At 67.0% G+C, this 16,158-nt stretch carries 13 protein-coding genes; 6 read left to right on the forward strand and 7 right to left on the reverse strand.

Annotation, left to right across the window (positions count from 1 at the left end; genetic code table 11):
• Positions 1 to 97: 97 nt before the first annotated feature.
• Entirely contained in the window at positions 98 to 1,495 is a 1,398-nt protein-coding gene (locus tag HMPREF1137_RS04680; RefSeq protein WP_007589543.1) for a dihydrolipoyl dehydrogenase family protein, read from the reverse strand.
• 217 nt (positions 1,496 to 1,712) lie between these two features.
• Here HMPREF1137_RS04680 and HMPREF1137_RS04685 point away from each other — a divergent pair, with 217 nt between their 5' ends.
• Positions 1,713 to 1,967, forward strand: a complete 255-nt coding sequence (locus HMPREF1137_RS04685; RefSeq protein ID WP_034496846.1) for a type II toxin-antitoxin system Phd/YefM family antitoxin — start codon at positions 1,713 to 1,715, stop codon at positions 1,965 to 1,967.
• Between the two features lie 25 nt (positions 1,968 to 1,992).
• On the opposite strand, the gene hrpB is transcribed toward HMPREF1137_RS04685, so the two are convergent.
• Both hrpB and HMPREF1137_RS09950 read right to left on the reverse strand, forming a co-directional pair.
• Complete coding sequence (gene hrpB, locus HMPREF1137_RS04690) at positions 1,993 to 4,596, reverse strand: ATP-dependent helicase HrpB (protein WP_007589573.1); 2,604 nt, start codon at positions 4,594 to 4,596, stop codon at positions 1,993 to 1,995.
• A gap of 41 nt (positions 4,597 to 4,637) precedes the next feature.
• Positions 4,638 to 4,760, reverse strand: a complete 123-nt coding sequence (locus HMPREF1137_RS09950) for a hypothetical protein (RefSeq protein WP_007589488.1) — start codon at positions 4,758 to 4,760, stop codon at positions 4,638 to 4,640.
• A 67-nt stretch (positions 4,761 to 4,827) separates the two neighbouring features.
• Between HMPREF1137_RS09950 and HMPREF1137_RS04695 the strand changes: the two genes are divergently transcribed.
• Genes HMPREF1137_RS04695 through HMPREF1137_RS04715 form a run of 5 tightly spaced genes read left to right on the forward strand, consistent with a single transcriptional unit; the run spans position 4,828 to position 11,385 of the window.
• Complete coding sequence (locus HMPREF1137_RS04695) at positions 4,828 to 5,880, forward strand: PhoH family protein (protein WP_007589577.1); 1,053 nt, start codon at positions 4,828 to 4,830, stop codon at positions 5,878 to 5,880.
• On the forward strand, positions 5,877 to 6,326 hold the full coding sequence (gene ybeY, locus HMPREF1137_RS04700; protein ID WP_007589511.1) for an rRNA maturation RNase YbeY: 450 nt from the start codon (positions 5,877 to 5,879) through the stop codon (positions 6,324 to 6,326). The genes HMPREF1137_RS04695 and ybeY overlap by 4 nt, the downstream gene beginning before the upstream one ends.
• A complete protein-coding gene (locus HMPREF1137_RS04705) occupies positions 6,323 to 7,678 on the forward strand; it encodes a hemolysin family protein (RefSeq protein ID WP_007589551.1) in 1,356 nt (451 codons plus the stop codon). Before ybeY ends, HMPREF1137_RS04705 begins: the two co-directional genes overlap by 4 nt.
• A 1-nt stretch (position 7,679) precedes the next feature.
• Entirely contained in the window at positions 7,680 to 8,918 is a 1,239-nt protein-coding gene (gene era / locus HMPREF1137_RS04710) for a GTPase Era (RefSeq protein WP_007589533.1), read from the forward strand.
• Position 8,919: 1 nt separating this feature from the next.
• Positions 8,920 to 11,385: an excinuclease ABC subunit UvrA gene (locus HMPREF1137_RS04715; RefSeq protein WP_007589534.1), complete on the forward strand. Its 2,466-nt coding sequence runs from the start codon at positions 8,920 to 8,922 to the stop codon at positions 11,383 to 11,385.
• Positions 11,386 to 12,179: 794 nt separating this feature from the next.
• Here HMPREF1137_RS04715 and HMPREF1137_RS04720 read toward each other — a convergent pair.
• From HMPREF1137_RS04720 to HMPREF1137_RS10245, 4 genes are all read right to left on the reverse strand, one after another.
• On the reverse strand, positions 12,180 to 12,851 hold the full coding sequence (locus HMPREF1137_RS04720) for a LutC/YkgG family protein (protein WP_007589482.1): 672 nt from the start codon (positions 12,849 to 12,851) through the stop codon (positions 12,180 to 12,182).
• Between the two features lies 1 nt (position 12,852).
• Entirely contained in the window at positions 12,853 to 14,475 is a 1,623-nt protein-coding gene (locus HMPREF1137_RS04725) for a LutB/LldF family L-lactate oxidation iron-sulfur protein (RefSeq protein ID WP_007589562.1), read from the reverse strand.
• 1 nt (position 14,476) lies between these two features.
• Positions 14,477 to 15,274: a (Fe-S)-binding protein gene (locus HMPREF1137_RS04730; protein ID WP_007589553.1), complete on the reverse strand. Its 798-nt coding sequence runs from the start codon at positions 15,272 to 15,274 to the stop codon at positions 14,477 to 14,479.
• A gap of 444 nt (positions 15,275 to 15,718) precedes the next feature.
• Complete coding sequence (locus tag HMPREF1137_RS10245; RefSeq protein WP_007589525.1) at positions 15,719 to 16,033, reverse strand: hypothetical protein; 315 nt, start codon at positions 16,031 to 16,033, stop codon at positions 15,719 to 15,721.
• Between the last annotated feature and the right edge of the window lie 125 nt (positions 16,034 to 16,158).

Here is a 16,158-nt window from a genome sequence, read left to right on the forward strand (position 1 = left end):
TCCGAACGTATCGTTCGGACCCGCCCCGTTGTTCCCTCACGCGTCCCGGGAGGGATCCGGGCGCGCCCCCAACGGTGCCCAGGGGCGCGGTGGGCTCTCAGCCCAGGGAGTCGAAGAGGACCTGAAGGCCCTCGCCCATGGTCGGGTGCGCGATCGGCAGGAAGCGCAGCTGCTCGTAGGTCAGGCCGCCGGCCATGGCGACGTGCACGGCCGTGATGACCTCGGAGACGTTCGGGCCGATCAGCGTGGCGCCCAGGATCTGGTGCGTGTTCGCATCCACGACGGCCTTCCAGAAGCCCTCGCCCACGTAGCGCATCGTCTTGGCGCGCGGAATCGCGGCCGTGGGAACCTTGGCGATTCGCACGTCGAGGCCGGCCTCGCGCGCCTCGCCCTCGGACAGGCCGATGCGGGCCAGCTCGGGGGTGGCAAACACGGCGTAGGGGATCGTGCGGCCCTTCGTGGTGGTCGTCGGATCGTCCAGGGACGCGCCGGTCAGCTGTGCGCGGATGATACGGAAGTCAGACCAGGACGCGTGCGTGAACATGGGGGTGCCCGCGCAGTCGCCGGCCGCCCACACGCCCTCAGCGGAGGTGCGCAGGTGCTCATCGACCGCGACGAAACCGCGATCGGTCAGCTCAACCCCGGCCTCGTCCAGGCCGATGCCGTCCGTGTTGGGAACGCGGCCCACGGCCACCAGGACCGCCTCGGCGGACACCGTCGAGCCGTCGGAGAGAGTCAGGGTCGTCGTGTTACCCTCGCGCGAGGCCGACTCAGCGCGGCCGGGCACGATGCGCACGCCGGCGGCTTCCAGGCCAGCCTCGACGACGCGGGCGGCGTCCTCGTCCTCGCGAGGCAGCACGTGATCACCCGAGGAGATGAGGGTGACGTCCACGCCGAACGTCGCCATCATCGACGCAAACTCCACGCCGATGTAGCTGGCGCCGATGATCGCCAGGGACGAGGGGAGCTCCTCGAGGCGCAGGATCTCCTCGTTCGTCCACGCGCCGGACTCCCACAGGCCGGGAATCGCCGGACGCGCGGGGCGCGAGCCCAGGTTGATGAGGACGCGCTCGCCACGAATCGTGCGCTCGCCGCCGTCCTCAAGAGCGATGGTCACCGTGCGCTCGCCCGTGAAGCGGGCCTCGCCGCGGATGAAGTCCAGGCCGGGCGCCGCGAACATCTTCTCGTGTGCGCCGACCATGGCGCCGACGATGCCCTCCTTGTGGGCGCGGAGCTTGGCCAGGTCCACGCGCGCACCCTCGGTGCCGACGACGCCGAACGCCTCGTCCGAGCGGGCATCGCTCAGGCGACGAGCCGAGTTGACCAGCGACTTCGTGGGGATGCAGGCGACGTTAATGCAGGTGCCGCCGACGAACTGGCGCTCCACCATGGCGACCTTCCAGCCCGCCTTCGCGCGCTCCATTGCGAGGGACTTTCCGGCCTTGCCGCCGCCGACAACCAGCAGGTCGACGTTCTCGATTTCGTTCGTGGACATGTTTCTCCTTGGGTAGAACAGGGTTACCTATCTCAACGCAGTACGACCGGATCTATTCCATCAACCAGAAATGTCCACAAGGTGGTCACAGCAGAGGTGTCTATTTTCACGATGTTTTGGCTGTATGACGCTCGTTTGGTCGGTGTAAGGGATTGAAGGGTCACATAGTGATCGCGCCGTTCGTTTAAACCCCCTTCGGCATGCTTAGATTAGGGGTATGAGGGCTCTAGAAATTGGTGATTTCAAAGAGGATGTGGGGGCCGCTTTGGCGCGCGCCTCATCCGGTGAAGTCGTCACGCTCACCGAGGAAGGCCAGCCTGTCGCCGAGCTGGGTCCCGTGCGCATGTCGACCTACGCGCAGCTGCGCGAACTGGGCCTCGAGCGTCCCGCCATGGCGGACCTCGACGCCTACCAGATGCCGTCTAAGAACCTGCCCGACGGGCGGGGGATCGTGGGCAAACTGGAGGATTGATCGCCTGGCGCGGGGGAGCCAGTGGCTACCCCCGGCGCTTGGCGCGGTTCGTGGGTTCCGCGTTTAGCGGGTCCTCGGGCCACGGGTGCTTCGGATAGCGCCCGCGTAGCTGCGCGCGCACGTCCCGGTACGGCCCCGCCCAAAATGACGTCAGGTCTGAGGTGACCGCCGCTGGGCGACCCGCCGGATCCGTCAGATGCAGCACCAGGGGAACACGCCCGTCCACCAGTCGGGGCGTGTCCGTCCACCCGAAGGCCTGCTGGACCCGCAGCGTGAGCACCGGGTGAGGGCCGCTCCAGTCGATGGGACGCGTGCCTCCCGCAGGAATCGGCATCTTTTCCGGCGCCAGCTCGTCGAGACGTGCAGCGTCAGGCCATGGCAGCATCGAGCGCAGCGCGTCGAGCATTGACACGTTGCTCAAGGACCCACCCCGTGCGAGGCGCTTCGCCCAGGGAGCAAGCCACTGCGGCGCGCTGCCCGCGAGGGCCTCATCCGACACGTCCGGCCACGGATCGCCGAGCACCTCATGGAGCACCCGCATGCGCTCGCGCAGGGACGAGGCCTCCTTCCCCCAGCCCAGATCGCCCAGTCCGCGCGCGGCCAGGTGCTCGGCCACCAGCGCGACCGCCTCTTCCTCGCTCAGGGACGAGGCCGGGGCGCTCTTCAAGGGGATAGCTCCCAGGGCGCGCGTGCGGGTGGCTGTGAGAACTCCCTTGTCGATGGAGGCCTGCGTGCGGGTTTCCAGCAGTGCCGCGCCGGCCACCAGGGCGTCCTCCTCCGACAGCGGCACCGCCGCGAGAATACGCGCGTGGCGCGAGGCCGGCGCCCGGTCAATCGAAGCAACAGCCAGCCACTCCTGCCCCTCCAGGGGAGAGCCCTGCGGCAGCTCGGCACCCACGCCGCCCGCCAAAATGTAGGCGGCCGATCCGGGGCGGCGACGCGCGATCCACTCCGGATACGCCAACGCACACGTCAGAGCCAGCTCGTCCTCGCTGGTGCGCGAACCCGCCTGCCGGTGTGCAGCCGCAACCGATGCGAAGGCTTCGTCCGACGCGGAAGCCGGCAGACGCTGCGCTAGACGCTCCAAGCGCGCCCGCGTCTCCTTCACCCGTGCAGCCTGCGCCTTCCCGACTCCCGCATCGCTGGCGCCACCGCGACCCAGCCGACGCTCCAGCGCACCCAGGTCAGCCCCCGGAACGCGCAGGTCCTCCGACAGGAGGGCCACAAAACGCGCCGCCTTCGACGTCCCCAGGATCGCGCTCGACGCCAGGAGGGCCCTGCCCAAGGGCGGGTCCAACGGCAGCGACGCCAGTGTGCGGCCCAGAGCGGTGGCGGCCCCGGCCTCGTCGATGGCGCCCAGGGAGGACAGACGCTGCCTAGCTGCCTCCCACGTGCCCGCGGCTGGAGCGTCGAGTAGGGCGAGCTCCTCCACCGGGGTGCCCCACGAGGCAACCTGGAGGCGCGCGTCCGTCAGGTCCTGCGTGGCGATGCCCGGCGCGGATTGGGCGGGCCTGCGGGCCACGTCCACCGAGTCCATGACGCGCACGGCGATGCCCGGGCCGGTGCGCGCGGCGCGTCCCGCACGCTGGTCGAGTCGGGCAAGCGCGGCCGGAACGGTCACGAGAGAGGAGAGGGAGCGCCCCGCGTCGAAGCGCGGCTCGCGCGCGAGCCCCGCGTCCACGACAACGGACACGCCCGGAACGGTGAGCGAGGACTCCGCGATGGACGTGGAGAGGATGACGCGGCGACCGGAAGCGGGGGAGAGTGCGCGGTCTTGCTCGGCGGCGCTCAGCTGGCCGTGCAGCGTCAGGACCGGGATGTCGCCCAGACGCAGGTTGCCTCGGACGGTCTCGATCTCACCCACGCCCGGCAAGAACACGAGGACCGAGCCCTCGGTAGAGGCGACCGTCTCCTCGACCGTGCGCGCCACGTGCGCCAGGTACTCGCGGCGCACCCCCACGCGCTCGTTCCCGATCGCACCCACGGCGTCGACGCCGCGCGGCGGGGGAGCGTAGCGCAGCTCCAGCGGAAAAATATCGCCCGGAATATCAACGAGCGCGGGCTCCTCGCCCGTCGAGACGCGCAGGAAATCGACCGTGCGCGAGGCCTCGAGCGTCGCCGAGGTAAGTGCGACGAACAGGTCGTCGCGCAGTGCCGAACGCGCGTCCAGCGCAAACGCCAGCGCCAGGTCCGTGTCCAGGTCGCGCTCGTGGAACTCGTCGACGATGAGAGCCGACACCCCGGGCAGCTCCGGGTCGCGCTGCAGGCGGCGTAGCGCCACGCCCGGCGTCACCATCTCCACGCGCGTACGCTCGCTGACGCGCGAATCCCCGCGCACCGAATAGCCGACCTGCCCGCCGACCTCCTCGCCGAGCAGACGCGCGATCCGGCGAGCGGCAGCCCGCGCGGCCACCCTGCGCGGCTGCGTGACGAGAACCCGGCCCGCCGATGCGTCGTACTGGGCCAATGCCACCGCCACCGCGGGCGGCAGCAGCGTCGTCTTACCCGTGCCCGGAGGCGCCGTGATCACTGCACAGCCGCCCGGCCGCGTCGCCGCCGCGATATCGCCCAAGGCGCGCGTGACCGGCAGCTGCGGTGGGTGTGAAACGAGTTCTTCGAGGGTGGGCATGGCTCAATATTCCAAAAGAGAGTGATACTGCTGACGGGCTTTCATTGCGTGAAGCTGCCGTTTTTTCGCAGCATGTCAACGTCATACCCGGCTTCTGCCTCCGCGACCCACGCATCAATCTGTTCGTCGCTGACAGCTTCCCCGCGAATGGTCTGTTTGTTCATACACACAGGCTAATACGAAGGTGATGAGGCTGAGGAAGATGGGGCCGCAGAGTAGAATGGAAGCAGTATGACTACGGAGAACACAGCGCCGGCGCTCGCGGCGGCCACCCTCGCACACACCACGGGGCGCGTCACCATCCCCGCAGACATGGACCCGATCGTGGTCCTCGGCGTCGCAGACCAGGTTCTGCGCGCCCTCGAACGCGGCTTCCCGCACGTCCGCTTCCTCGTCACCGGGCGTGAAATCTCGCTGGCCGGCACGCAGGCCGACATCGACGTCGCCGCGGGCCTCCTCGAAGAACTCATCGGCATGGCCCGGCGCGGCACCGCCCTGGACGCCACCGCCGTCGAACAGGCTATCGGCCTGCTCGGACGCCTCACCTCGGGCGAAGCCCCCACGGAAGAGATCCTCTCCGCGCGCGGGCGTTCGATCCGCCCCAAGACCCCCGGCCAGAAGGCCTACACGGACGCCATCGACCGCGCCACCGTCGTCTTCGGCATCGGCCCCGCGGGCACCGGCAAGACCTACCTGGCGATGGCCCAGGCCGTGCGCCGCCTCCTCTCCGGCGAGGTCCGCCGCATCGTCCTGACCCGCCCGGCCGTCGAGGCGGGGGAGAACCTTGGCTTCCTGCCCGGATCCCTCACCGACAAGATCGACCCCTACCTGCGTCCCCTCTACGACGCCCTGGGCGACATGCTCGACCCCGAGGCCCTGCCCAAGCTCATGGCCGCCGGCACGATCGAGGTCGCGCCCCTGGCGTACATGCGCGGACGCACCCTCAACGACTCCTTCATCATCCTGGACGAGGCCCAGAACACGACGGTCGGCCAGATGAAGATGTTCCTCACCCGCCTGGGTTTCGGCTCCAAGGTCGTCGTCACGGGCGACGCCTCGCAGATCGACCTGCCCGGCAGCCAGACCTCCGGCCTGTCCGTCGTCGAAAACATCCTCGGCGACATCGACGATATCGAGTTCTGCCACCTGACCAGCGCCGATGTCGTGCGCCACGAGCTGGTCGGCGCGATCATTGACGCCTACCAGCGCTTTGACGATAAAAACGCCGCGCGTCGCGCACGCACGCGCAGCCACAACACCGCACGCAGGGAGTACACGTCATGACCGAGGTCATCAACGAGACCGACTACGAGATCAACGAAGCCGAGTTTTCCGCGCTGGCCGACTACGTGCTCGACCAGATGCACGTCAGCTCCGACGCGGAAGTCAACATCATCTTCATCGAGCCCGAGCCGATGGAAGACCTGCACGTGCGCTGGCTGGATCTGCCAGGCCCCACCGACGTCATGAGCTTCCCCATGGACGAGCTGCGCCCCGGCACGGCGGATCACCCCACGCCGCCCGGCATGCTCGGTGACATCTGCATCTGCCCGCAGGTCGCCGCCCGCCAGGCCGCCGAGTCCGGCCACAGCGCCGCCGAGGAGATGCTCCTCCTGGCCACGCACGGCATGCTGCACCTCCTGGGCTACGATCACGCGACCGACGCCGAGCGCGAGGTCATGTTCGCGCTCCAGCGCAAGCTCCTGCTGACCTTCCTGGCCACCCGATGATCCTTCCCCTGCAGGCGTCCCCGGCCTCGTCGATCCTGGATGTGCCCTCCGTGGCGCTCCTGGTCCTCGCGGTCGTCGCCCTGGCATTCGCGTCTGTCGCCCAGAGCGTCGAGCAGGCCGTCCAGCGCCTGACCCTGGCCGGCGTCGAGGACCTCATCGAGGAAGAGCGCCGGAATGCGCGCGTCCTCTACGGCCTCGTCGATCACCGTCGGCGCACCCTGCTGTCGCTGCGTGCCTTCCGTACTTTCTGGCAGGTCGTCTTCGCCGTCATGGGCACGATCATCCTGGTCGATACCCACCTGCCGTGGTGGGCCGTCGCCCTCATCGCGGTGTCGGTGATCGCGGCCCTGCAGCTGCTCTTCGTGTCCTTCCTGCCCGCCCAGTGGGGCGCGCGCAACCCCGAGGGCATCGCCCTGGCAGGCGCCAGATTCGCGGACCGCCTCGCGCGCCTCAGCCACCTGGTCGACCCGCTCCTCACCCGCGTGCGCTCCGCGCGCCCCGCCCCCGAGCCCACCGAGGCCCAGGTGCGCGCCGAGCTCATCTCCGACCTGCGTGAGATCGTCGACGAGGTCGGCGAACCCGAGAGCTTCGAGGAAGAGGACCGCGACATGGTCCGCTCCGTCCTCGACCTCGGACACACGCTCGTGCGCGAGGTCATGGTGCCGCGCACCGACATGGTGACCATCGACGCGGACACGCCCGCCGCCTCCGCCCTGCGCCTGTTCGTACGCTCTGGCTTCTCGCGCGTGCCCGTCGTCGGCGACGACGTGGACGACATTCGCGGCATCCTCTACTTCAAGGACCTCGTGTCCCGCTGGGAGGCCACGGGTGGCCAGCTCGACATGCGCGCCGAGCAGATGATGCGGCCCGCCGAGTTCGCCGTCGAAATGAAGCCCGCGGACGACATGCTGCGCCAGATGCAGGCAGAACGTTTCCACATGGCCATCGTCATCGACGAGTACGGCGGCGTCGCGGGCCTCGTGACCCTCGAGGACATCCTTGAGGAGGTCGTTGGCGAGCTGACCGACGAGCACGACCGACACTCCATCGAACCCGAGGAAGTCGAGCCGGGCGTGTGGCGCGTCCCCGCACGCTACCCGATCTCCGAGCTGGGCGAGCTCCTCGGCCGCGAGATCGAAGACGAGGACGTCGACTCCGTCGGCGGCCTGCTCGCCAAGGCGATTGGTCGGGTTCCCCTGCCAGGCGCGACCGGCACCCTTGCCGGCGTTTCAATGACCGCCGAAGAGGCGCGCGGGCGCCGCCGCCAAGTCTCCACGATTCTCTGCCGCCTCGACCCCGACGCGCAGCTCCTGACCCCCGACCTCAACCCCGCCGACGACAAGGACAACTGACATGCGATTCCCCTCCGACGACGAACTCATGGCCGGCCCCAACGCCTTCGGCGACGCGCGCATCGAGGTCGCCCCCGACGCCGCCGACCCGGAAGCCGACGCTCGCGCACAGATCGACGCCGGCCTCGGCGACGACACTGAAGACGAGGCTGGGGCTGAACACGGCGACGACGAGGACTGTGAAGACTCCGAGGAAGACGAGGACGACGACGAGTACGAGGACCTCGAGGGCCTGGAGGACGAGGAGGACGCCGACCTCGATGCCTTCGAGGCGATGACCTCGCTGGCTTCCCTGCGCGAGGACGCGGCCGCGACCATCGAGATGCCGGACTTCCCGGAGGACTTTCGCGCCGGCTTCGTTTCGATCGTCGGGCGTCCCAACGTCGGTAAGTCGACCCTGACGAACGCGCTGGTCGGATGCAAGATCGCGATCACCTCGGGCCGTCCCGAGACGACACGTCATAACATTCGCGGCATCGTGCACGGGGACAACTACCAGCTGGTGCTCGTGGACACCCCCGGATACCACCGCCCGCGCACGCTGCTGGGCAAGCGCCTCAACGACATGGTGCGCGAGGCACTCTCCGAGGTTGACGTCGTGCTCTTCTGCCTGCCCGCCGACCAGCGCATCGGCCCCGGCGACCAGTTCATCGCACGCGAGCTGCGCGGCATCAAGCGCCCGATCATCGCCGTTGCGACCAAGTGCGACGCCGTGCCGCGAGACCGCGTCATGAAGCACCTGTTGTCCATTGAAAAGCTGGGGGAGTGGGCCGCCATCGTGCCTGTCTCCTCCGTGGAGGGCAAGGGCATCGACCACCTGCGCGAGGTGCTCGCGCAGACTGTGCCGCTGTCGCCGCCGCTGTACCCGTCAGGTGACGTCACCGACGAGTCCCGCGACACCCTGATTGCCGAGTTCATCCGCGAGGCTGCCCTGGAGGGCGTGCGCGACGAGCTGCCGCACTCCCTGGCCGTCCAGGTCGAGGAGATCATCGAGAGGCCGCGCCGCGAGGGTGACGACCGCCCGCCCATGCTTGACATTCACGTGAACGTCTACGTCGAGCGCGACTCCCAGAAGGCCATCATCATCGGCCGCAAGGGCTCGCGCCTCAAGCAGATCGGCACCCAGGCCCGCGCGCACATCGAGGAGCTGCTGGGATGCCGCGTGTACCTCGACCTGCACGTGCGAACCGCGAAGGACTGGCAGTCCGACCCGAAGATGCTGGGACGCCTCGGGTTCTGACATGCCCAGCGTCATCCGCGTACGTGGCGCCCGCGTCCACAACCTGAAAGACGTGGACGTTGACGTTCCCCTGAACGAATTCGTCGCGGTCGCGGGTGTGTCCGGGTCGGGCAAATCCTCCCTGGCCCTGGGCACGCTCTACGCGGAGGGATCGCGGCGTTACCTGGAGTCCCTGGCGACCTATACGCGTCGGCGCATCTCCCAGGCTGCCAAGGCCTCGGTCGACGAGGTTGCGCACGTGCCCGCCGCGCTCGCGCTGCGCCAACGCCCGGGCGTGCCCGACGTGCGCTCCACCTTCGGCACGGCGACGGAGCTTCTCAACTACCTGCGCCTGCTGTTCTCGCGCGTTGGCTCCTACCTGTGTCCGAACGGGCACCGCGTCCCGCCCTCGCGAAAAGTCGCGCTTGAGATTCCTTTGAAGTGCCCGCAGTGCGGGGAATCTTTCTACGGGCTCGGCGCGGAGGAGATGGCCTTCAACTCAGCCGGCGCGTGCCCGGTGTGCGAGGGGACGGGCGTCCAGCGCGTTGTCAACCGTGCGTCCCTCGTGCCCGACGAATCCCTCACCATCGACGAGGGAGCCGTCTCGCCCTGGGGGTCTCTCATGTGGAAGCTCATGAAAGACGTCGCCCGTGAGATGGGTGTGCGCACAAACGTGCCCTTCCGGGACCTGACTGACACCGAAAAGGCAATCGTGTACGAGGGGCCTGCTGAAAAGCGCCACATCATCGTCGCGACCAAGACGGGTGGCACCGAGCTGGACTTCACCTACTTTAATGCGGTCGCCACCGTCGAAAACGCCCTGTCGAAGGCGAAGGACGAGAAGGCCCTCGCTCGCGTCGACAAGTACCTCATCACCCGAACGTGCCCGGCCTGTGACGGCACGCGCCTGGGGGAGCGGGTGCGCTCGACGCTCATCGATGGCATCGATCTGGGTGAGGCTTCGCGCCTGAGTCTGACGGAACTGCGCGAGTGGGTGCGCCGCGTCCCCGGCCTCGTCCCGGAGGAAGTAGCCCCCATGGCCCGCGTCATCGTCGACGAGATGACCGAGCCGATGGAGCGCCTCGTCGAGCTCGGCCTGTCCTACCTGTCCCTAGACCGCGCGTCCTCGACGCTGTCCAACGGCGAGCGTCAGCGCGTGCAGCTCGCGCGCGCCGTGCGCAACCGGACGACCGGGGTCCTCTACGTCCTCGACGAGCCGACCATCGGCCTGCACCCCACCAACGTTGATGGTGTCCTTGCGATCATTCGCGAGCTTGTTGCCGACGGAAACTCCGTTGTCGTCGTCGACCACGACACGCGGGTTTTGGGGGCTGCCGACCACCTCATTGAGATAGGCCCGGGAGCTGGCGCAGACGGCGGTCGTGTGATCTTCCAGGGGTCGATTGACGAGGTCATGGATGCATCCGCTTCTCGCATCGGCCCGTACATGGCGGGGCTGAGTCGCGTTGAGCGGGCGGCAGAGGAGCCGGGGCGGGGAGCGGATGTCGACGGGCGCGGCGCGATTCACCTGGAGACTTCGCAGATACACACAGTGCGCCCCTTGAGCGTGGACATTCCCATTGGATCGCTGACGGCCGTCACGGGCGTGAGCGGGTCGGGTAAGACGACGCTCGTCCTTGAGTCGCTGGTTCCCGCGCTGCGTGCGCGCCTTGCTGGTGAGCCTTTGCCCGCGCACGTGCGCGACGTGGATGCCGCCGGTATCTCACGGGTGAACCTGATCGACGCGACGCCGATCGGAGTGAACGTGCGCTCGACCGTGGCCACGTACTCCGGTGTCCTGGATGAGCTGCGCCGGGCGTTTGCGCGCACCGAGGAGGCGCAGACGGCCGGGTTGAAGCCCGGTGCATTCTCGTACAACACAGGTTCGCTTCGATGCCCTACGTGCGACGGTACCGGGCAGATCACCCTGGACGTGCAGTTCCTGCCGGACGTGGACATCGAGTGCACCGAGTGCCGGGGGAGCCGCTACGGCGCGCAGGCGGCATCGATTCGCCGTGATGGGCTTTCGTTGCCGGATATTCTGGCTATGAGTGTCGACGAGGCCCGGGTTGCCGTGCGCGGTCTCAAGAAAGCAGGTGCGCTCCTCGAGACCCTCTCCGGCCTCGGCCTAGGGTATCTGACGCTCGGCGAGGCGACGCCCGCTCTCTCCGGTGGCGAGGCGCAAAGACTCAAGCTTGCCTCGGAGATGGGCAGGCGCCAGGACGGCACGCTCTTCGTCTTCGACGAGCCGACCATCGGCCTGCACCCCGACGACGTGCAGGTCCTCATCGATGTGCTCCAGCGCCTCATTGAGCGGGGAGCGACGGTCCTCGTCATCGAGCACGACCTGGACCTGATCCGCTGCGCTGACTGGGTCATCGACATGGGCCCAGGCGGCGGCATCGAGGGTGGTTGTATCGTCGCACAGGGCACCCCGAGCGAAATCGCGACCAACGAGGCCTCGTTGACGGGGCGCTACCTGCGTTGACAGGTCATCACCGGTTGGGTGGTCGTGTCCGCCCTATCGTGCGCATGTTAACCCGATAGGTGGCAGCGTGGACGGCGTGCCCAAAGGGCAGTCCACTTCGTTGAAATCCGGCCGATATGGGGTGTTTGGGGCGAGGTGGACTACGGTTTGGGCGCGGTGGCTCGCGATGTGGTGGTGTAGGCGGGGCTCGCGGTGGTGCAGCATCAACAGGGCACAACAAAGCTGCCAGCACCCGCCCGGTTCTCGCCTGGCGTCCTGTGCCGGGTTGCCTGTGGGCGGGAAGTGACTCGGTTTGCCTGTGCCGCGTTTATTCTTGTGTCTTGGGGTGCTACACCCGATCCGTAGGCAATGCACCTCTTCTGATCGGGTGTGGTGTCCCTGATCGGGTGCATGGTCCCGTAACGGCTGCAGCGCCCCCGCTCGGGCGTTGCTTCTGGTGGTGATGCGGCTGCCCGGGTTGTGGGAGCCTTCGGATCTTGAGTTGTTTTCTGCTTGAGGTTCTTTGTGGCCTCGTGTTGTGGTTCCTCAACAATGTCGCATGCAATTCCCGTGCGAACATTTCAAACATTGAAATCGCATCGTTGGAATTGCAACGTTTCGGGGTGGTATAGAAAGTTTGGGCATCCGAATTGCATGCGATTTATGGCTTATAAAGCGCGTACGGCGTCCTCCTGTGTGCGCTCGTCGGCCCACGATACTCGCCATAATCCCCGGGATAGAACAGCTCACGAAGGAGGCATAACGTGGTGCCCGGCTGCCGTGAGGCAGCCGGGCACTCCTGCGTCGTGATCAGGTCACTTGACGATGACGACTCGCAGGAAGCGGGGGCCGTGCACGCCGTTGACGCGGACCAGCTCGATGTCGGAGGTCGCCGAACCGCCGGCGAGCCAGGTCATCGGACGGGTCGGGTTCTTGCCGAGAATATCGACGGCCTGGGGCACCGTGGGAACGATGTCGGAGGCACGCAGGACGACAACGTGCGTGTCAGGCACCAGCGTGATCGCGCGGCGACCCTGGTCGGGCTCGCCGTCGAGGACGATGGTGCCGGAGATAGAGATCGCGACGCGGCAACGCGTGACGACGGCGTCGATCTCGTCCAGCTCCAGCGTCGGGATCGCCTGCTCGCGAGAATCCTCGCGGACCGTGCGGCCGTCGCGGGCGGCGGCCTCCTTGAAGGCGTCGTCCAGGCCGGTGGGGACCACGATGGAGGTGGCCTTCTGGTCGGCCAGGAAGGTCGAGATCGCGTCGGCGACCTCGGACTCCTTGGAGACCACGACGACCTTGGCCGAGTAGTCCTCGAGCTTCTCGATCATTTCGTCAATGACGGCCTGCGAACCGGGCGCGTGCCCGGTGGAGCGGATGTAGTCGCGGGGGATCGGGCGCACCGGACGGCCCTGCTGGGAACGAGAGATGGCGTCGCGTGCTCGCGCGAGGATCGCGGTCTTTGCGTCCATGGTGGTGCTCATGTCACGCCTCCTTCGGGGTCGTGTTGGTGGTCATGCCGTGCTCGGAAGCGAGCGGGATGCCCTTCGCGGGGGCGTCGGTGCGCGGCGCGTTGGCGTCGGAGTCCTTGTGGGTGCGCTTCCACCACTCGCGGAAGGTTTCCTTCGGGGCAACCGGCAGGTCGCGTGCGCGCGTCCATAGCGAGGCCGGGAACGGCAACGCGCCGATGGAGCCCTTCTTGGCGAACAGGCGGGTCGCCTTGGTCGGCACGTTCGCGGCCTTCCAGAGCTTTGCGTTCGACATGACCGGGGTGGTCACGCCCATCGCGAGGTCCCACACGTCCGGCACGAGGTTGCGCTTGACGTCGACCGTGCGCGCACGCATGTGGATGAGGATCGTCGGGATGTCGATCTTGACGGGGCAGACCTCGCCGCAGGCGCCACACAGAGAAGACGCGAAGGGCAGGGTGTGCACGGGATCGTGCTCGTCGAGGCCCTGGGTGAGCTGCGGGGTCAGGATCGCGCCGATGGGACCCGGGTAGACGGAGCCGTAGGCGTGGCCGGAAGTGTGCTGGTACACCGGGCAGATGTTCATGCACGAGCCGCAGCGGATACAGGCGAGGGCCTGGCGGCCGATCGGGTCGGCGAGGACCTTGGTGCGGCCGTTGTCCATGAGGATCAGGTGGAATTCCTGGGGGCCGTCGCCGGGGGTGACGCCCGTCCACATGGAGGTGTAGGGGTTCATGCGCTCGCCGGTGGCGGAGCGGGGCAGGAGCTGGGAGAAGATCTCCACGTCCTGGAAGCGGGGGACCAGCTTCTCGATGCCCATCAGGGTGATGAGCGTGTCGGGCAGGGTCAGGCACATGCGGCCGTTGCCCTCGGACTCGAAGATGGAGACGGTGCCGGTTTCCGCGATGCCCATGTTGGTGCCGGAGACGGCGACCTTTGCGTGCAGGAACTTCTTACGCAGGTGGGAGCGGGCGGCGGCCGTCAGCTCGGTCGGGTCGTCAGAGAGGTCGCGGGGCGCGTCCTCCATGCGATCCAGGAAGATGCCGCGGACTTCGGAGCGGTTGCGGTGGATCGCGGGGACCACGATGTGGCTGGGCATGTCGTCGGCCAGCTGTACGATCATCTCGGCGAGGTCGGTCTCGCGAGCGTGGATGCCCTGGTCCTTCAGGTACTCGTTGAGGTTGGTCTCCTGGGTGGCCATGGACTTGACCTTGACGACCTCGTCAACGCCCTTGGACTTGATGATGTCCGCGACGATGCGGTTGGCCTCGTGCTTGTCGCGCGCCCAGTGGACGATGCCGCCGCGGGCGGTCACGTTGCGCTCGAACTCTTCGAGGAGCTCGGGCATACGGGACTCGACCTCGAACTTGACGGCCTCGGCGGCGTTCCGCAGATCCTCCCAGTCCGGCATTTCCGCGACGCGCTGTCCGCGCTTGGTGCGGATGGTGCGGGTGGCGTGGCCCAGGTTGCGGCGCATCTGGGTGTTGGCCAGCGTCTTGTGGGCGCCTTCCGGGAAGGTGGGGCCCCAGCGGAGGGTGTCCTCGGGGATGGAGACGGTGGTGCGCCAGCCGCCGGTGTGGGCCTGGGCGTTTGCGTCGTCAGAGACCACGCCGGGCATGCCGATGAACGTTTCAGACATATCAGATCACCTGTGCGCTTTCGGGTGCGAAGGAGATGTTGCCCTCGAAGGGCTGATCCTTGGTGGATGCCAGGATCTCGGCGAGGTGCATCGGGCGGATGCCCGAGTTGAGTCGGGAGAGGCCGCCGCCGACGTGCATGAGGCAGGAGTAGTCGCCCATGACGAGGACCTCAGCGCGCGTGGACATGACGTTGGTGACCTTGTCCGCGAGCATCGACGTGGAGGTCTCGGAGTTCTTCATGGAGAAGGTGCCACCGAAACCGCAGCAGACCTCGGCGTCGGGCAGGTCGACGAGGGTCAGGCCCTCGACGGCGCGCAGGAGGCGGTAGGGGCGGTCGCCGACCTTGGCGATACGCAGCGAGTGGCAGGTCGGGTGGTAGGTGACCGTGTGGGGGAAGTAGGCGCCCACGTCCTCGAGGCCCAGAACGTCGGTGATGAGCTCGGTGAGGTCGTAGGTGTGCTCAGCGATGCGCTGGGACTGCTTTGCGAGATGCTCGTCGCCCACGTGCTCGGCGACGATCTTCTGCTCGTGGCGCGCTGCACCGGTGCAGGAGCCGGAGGGGACGACGATGGCGTCCCACTGGCCGTCGAGCACGGGCTCGAAGGTCTTGACGTGGTTGCGGGTAATCTTCGCAGCGTCTTCGAAGTAGCCGGTGTTTGCGTGCATCTGGCCGCAGCAGACCTGGTCTTCAGGGAAGACAACCTCGTGGCCGAGGCGTTCAAGCAGGGTCACTGTGGCCTGGGCAGCCTGGGGGAACATGACGTCTGCCAGGCAGGTGGAAAAGAGAGCGATGCGCACTGGGAGATCCTTCCTCGTGGGTGCTGTCCAACTCAGGTTATGACTGGGTCCGAGGTCCCAGCGGCCGTTTGTGTCCAGACGATGTGGATGAGGTCGATTTTCCCGCTATTTCGCGCGGAAAAATCTCTGCTGCTAATCAATGAAAATTGGCCTCTCATTTGGCGTTTTAGGACCTTCGGGGCGCGACTTAGCTCAGGGTGAGTTTTCGTTTTTCAGTTTTGCGATGATTCTGTGTGTGCAAGAGGTCGCCCCGGCCTCGAAAATGGACGAGGCCGGGGCGCAGTCGAGAGGGCAACGTACAGGGGGCGTAGCTGTACGGCAGACACGCTGAGGTAAGCACTGCGCTCAGCAGGAATGGTGCAACAAGCCTGATGGGACGTTTCATGAGTCACCTCGAAGTGTCGGTCGCGGATATGCAATGCGGGGTCTGTGGAGGTGCGGCTCTCAGCTGCCGCGGTGACCGAGGGCGGTGATGACCATCAAATGGCAGTCCTGTGACACTGCGAGGCCCTGGATGATCATCGGATCAATTGTTGGTGGCACTCCGGGTGACGATAAAGGAACCCGGAGGGAGTCGTTCGCGTGCTGAAGATCGATATTGGTGAAGCTGCAGTCCTGAGGAACATACTTGTACAGGTCCGGGTAGATGCCGGGCAGCAGGGTTTTGTAGTTGTTGGGCTTCTCAAGGAGCATTGTGATTGCATCATCGGAAATGTTCGCGACACCGGTCATCCAAAATTCGGGTTCGATGTCGGGCATGAAAGGGACTTGGCGCGAGTATGCAAGGGTGAGGTGCCCATTCGTGGCCGCTAGCGCTGGCCACCGGTTGTTCAGATCGTCAGTCTGCTCTTGGATCTCCGGTGTTTTCTTATAGGTGTAGGGAA

Source organism: Actinomyces sp. ICM39 (assembly GCF_000282935.1).
GTDB lineage: Bacteria > Actinomycetota > Actinomycetes > Actinomycetales > Actinomycetaceae > Pauljensenia > Pauljensenia odontolytica_B.

Bases quoted from the DNA above. Each gene is read 5' to 3' on its own strand.
- HMPREF1137_RS04680 (WP_007589543.1), bottom strand. From the start codon at position 1,495: ATGTCCACGAACGAAATCGAGAACGTCGACCTGCTGGTTGTCGGCGGC.
- HMPREF1137_RS04685 (WP_034496846.1), top strand. From the start codon at position 1,713: ATGAGGGCTCTAGAAATTGGTGATTTCAAAGAGGATGTGGGGGCCGCT.
- hrpB (WP_007589573.1), bottom strand. From the start codon at position 4,596: ATGCCCACCCTCGAAGAACTCGTTTCACACCCACCGCAGCTGCCGGTC.
- HMPREF1137_RS09950 (WP_007589488.1), bottom strand. From the start codon at position 4,760: ATGAACAAACAGACCATTCGCGGGGAAGCTGTCAGCGACGAACAGATT.
- HMPREF1137_RS04695 (WP_007589577.1), top strand. From the start codon at position 4,828: ATGACTACGGAGAACACAGCGCCGGCGCTCGCGGCGGCCACCCTCGCA.
- ybeY (WP_007589511.1), top strand. From the start codon at position 5,877: ATGACCGAGGTCATCAACGAGACCGACTACGAGATCAACGAAGCCGAG.
- HMPREF1137_RS04705 (WP_007589551.1), top strand. From the start codon at position 6,323: ATGATCCTTCCCCTGCAGGCGTCCCCGGCCTCGTCGATCCTGGATGTG.
- era (WP_007589533.1), top strand. From the start codon at position 7,680: ATGCGATTCCCCTCCGACGACGAACTCATGGCCGGCCCCAACGCCTTC.
- HMPREF1137_RS04715 (WP_007589534.1), top strand. From the start codon at position 8,920: ATGCCCAGCGTCATCCGCGTACGTGGCGCCCGCGTCCACAACCTGAAA.
- HMPREF1137_RS04720 (WP_007589482.1), bottom strand. From the start codon at position 12,851: ATGAGCACCACCATGGACGCAAAGACCGCGATCCTCGCGCGAGCACGC.
- HMPREF1137_RS04725 (WP_007589562.1), bottom strand. From the start codon at position 14,475: ATGTCTGAAACGTTCATCGGCATGCCCGGCGTGGTCTCTGACGACGCA.
- HMPREF1137_RS10245 (WP_007589525.1), bottom strand. From the start codon at position 16,033: ATGCCCGACATCGAACCCGAATTTTGGATGACCGGTGTCGCGAACATT.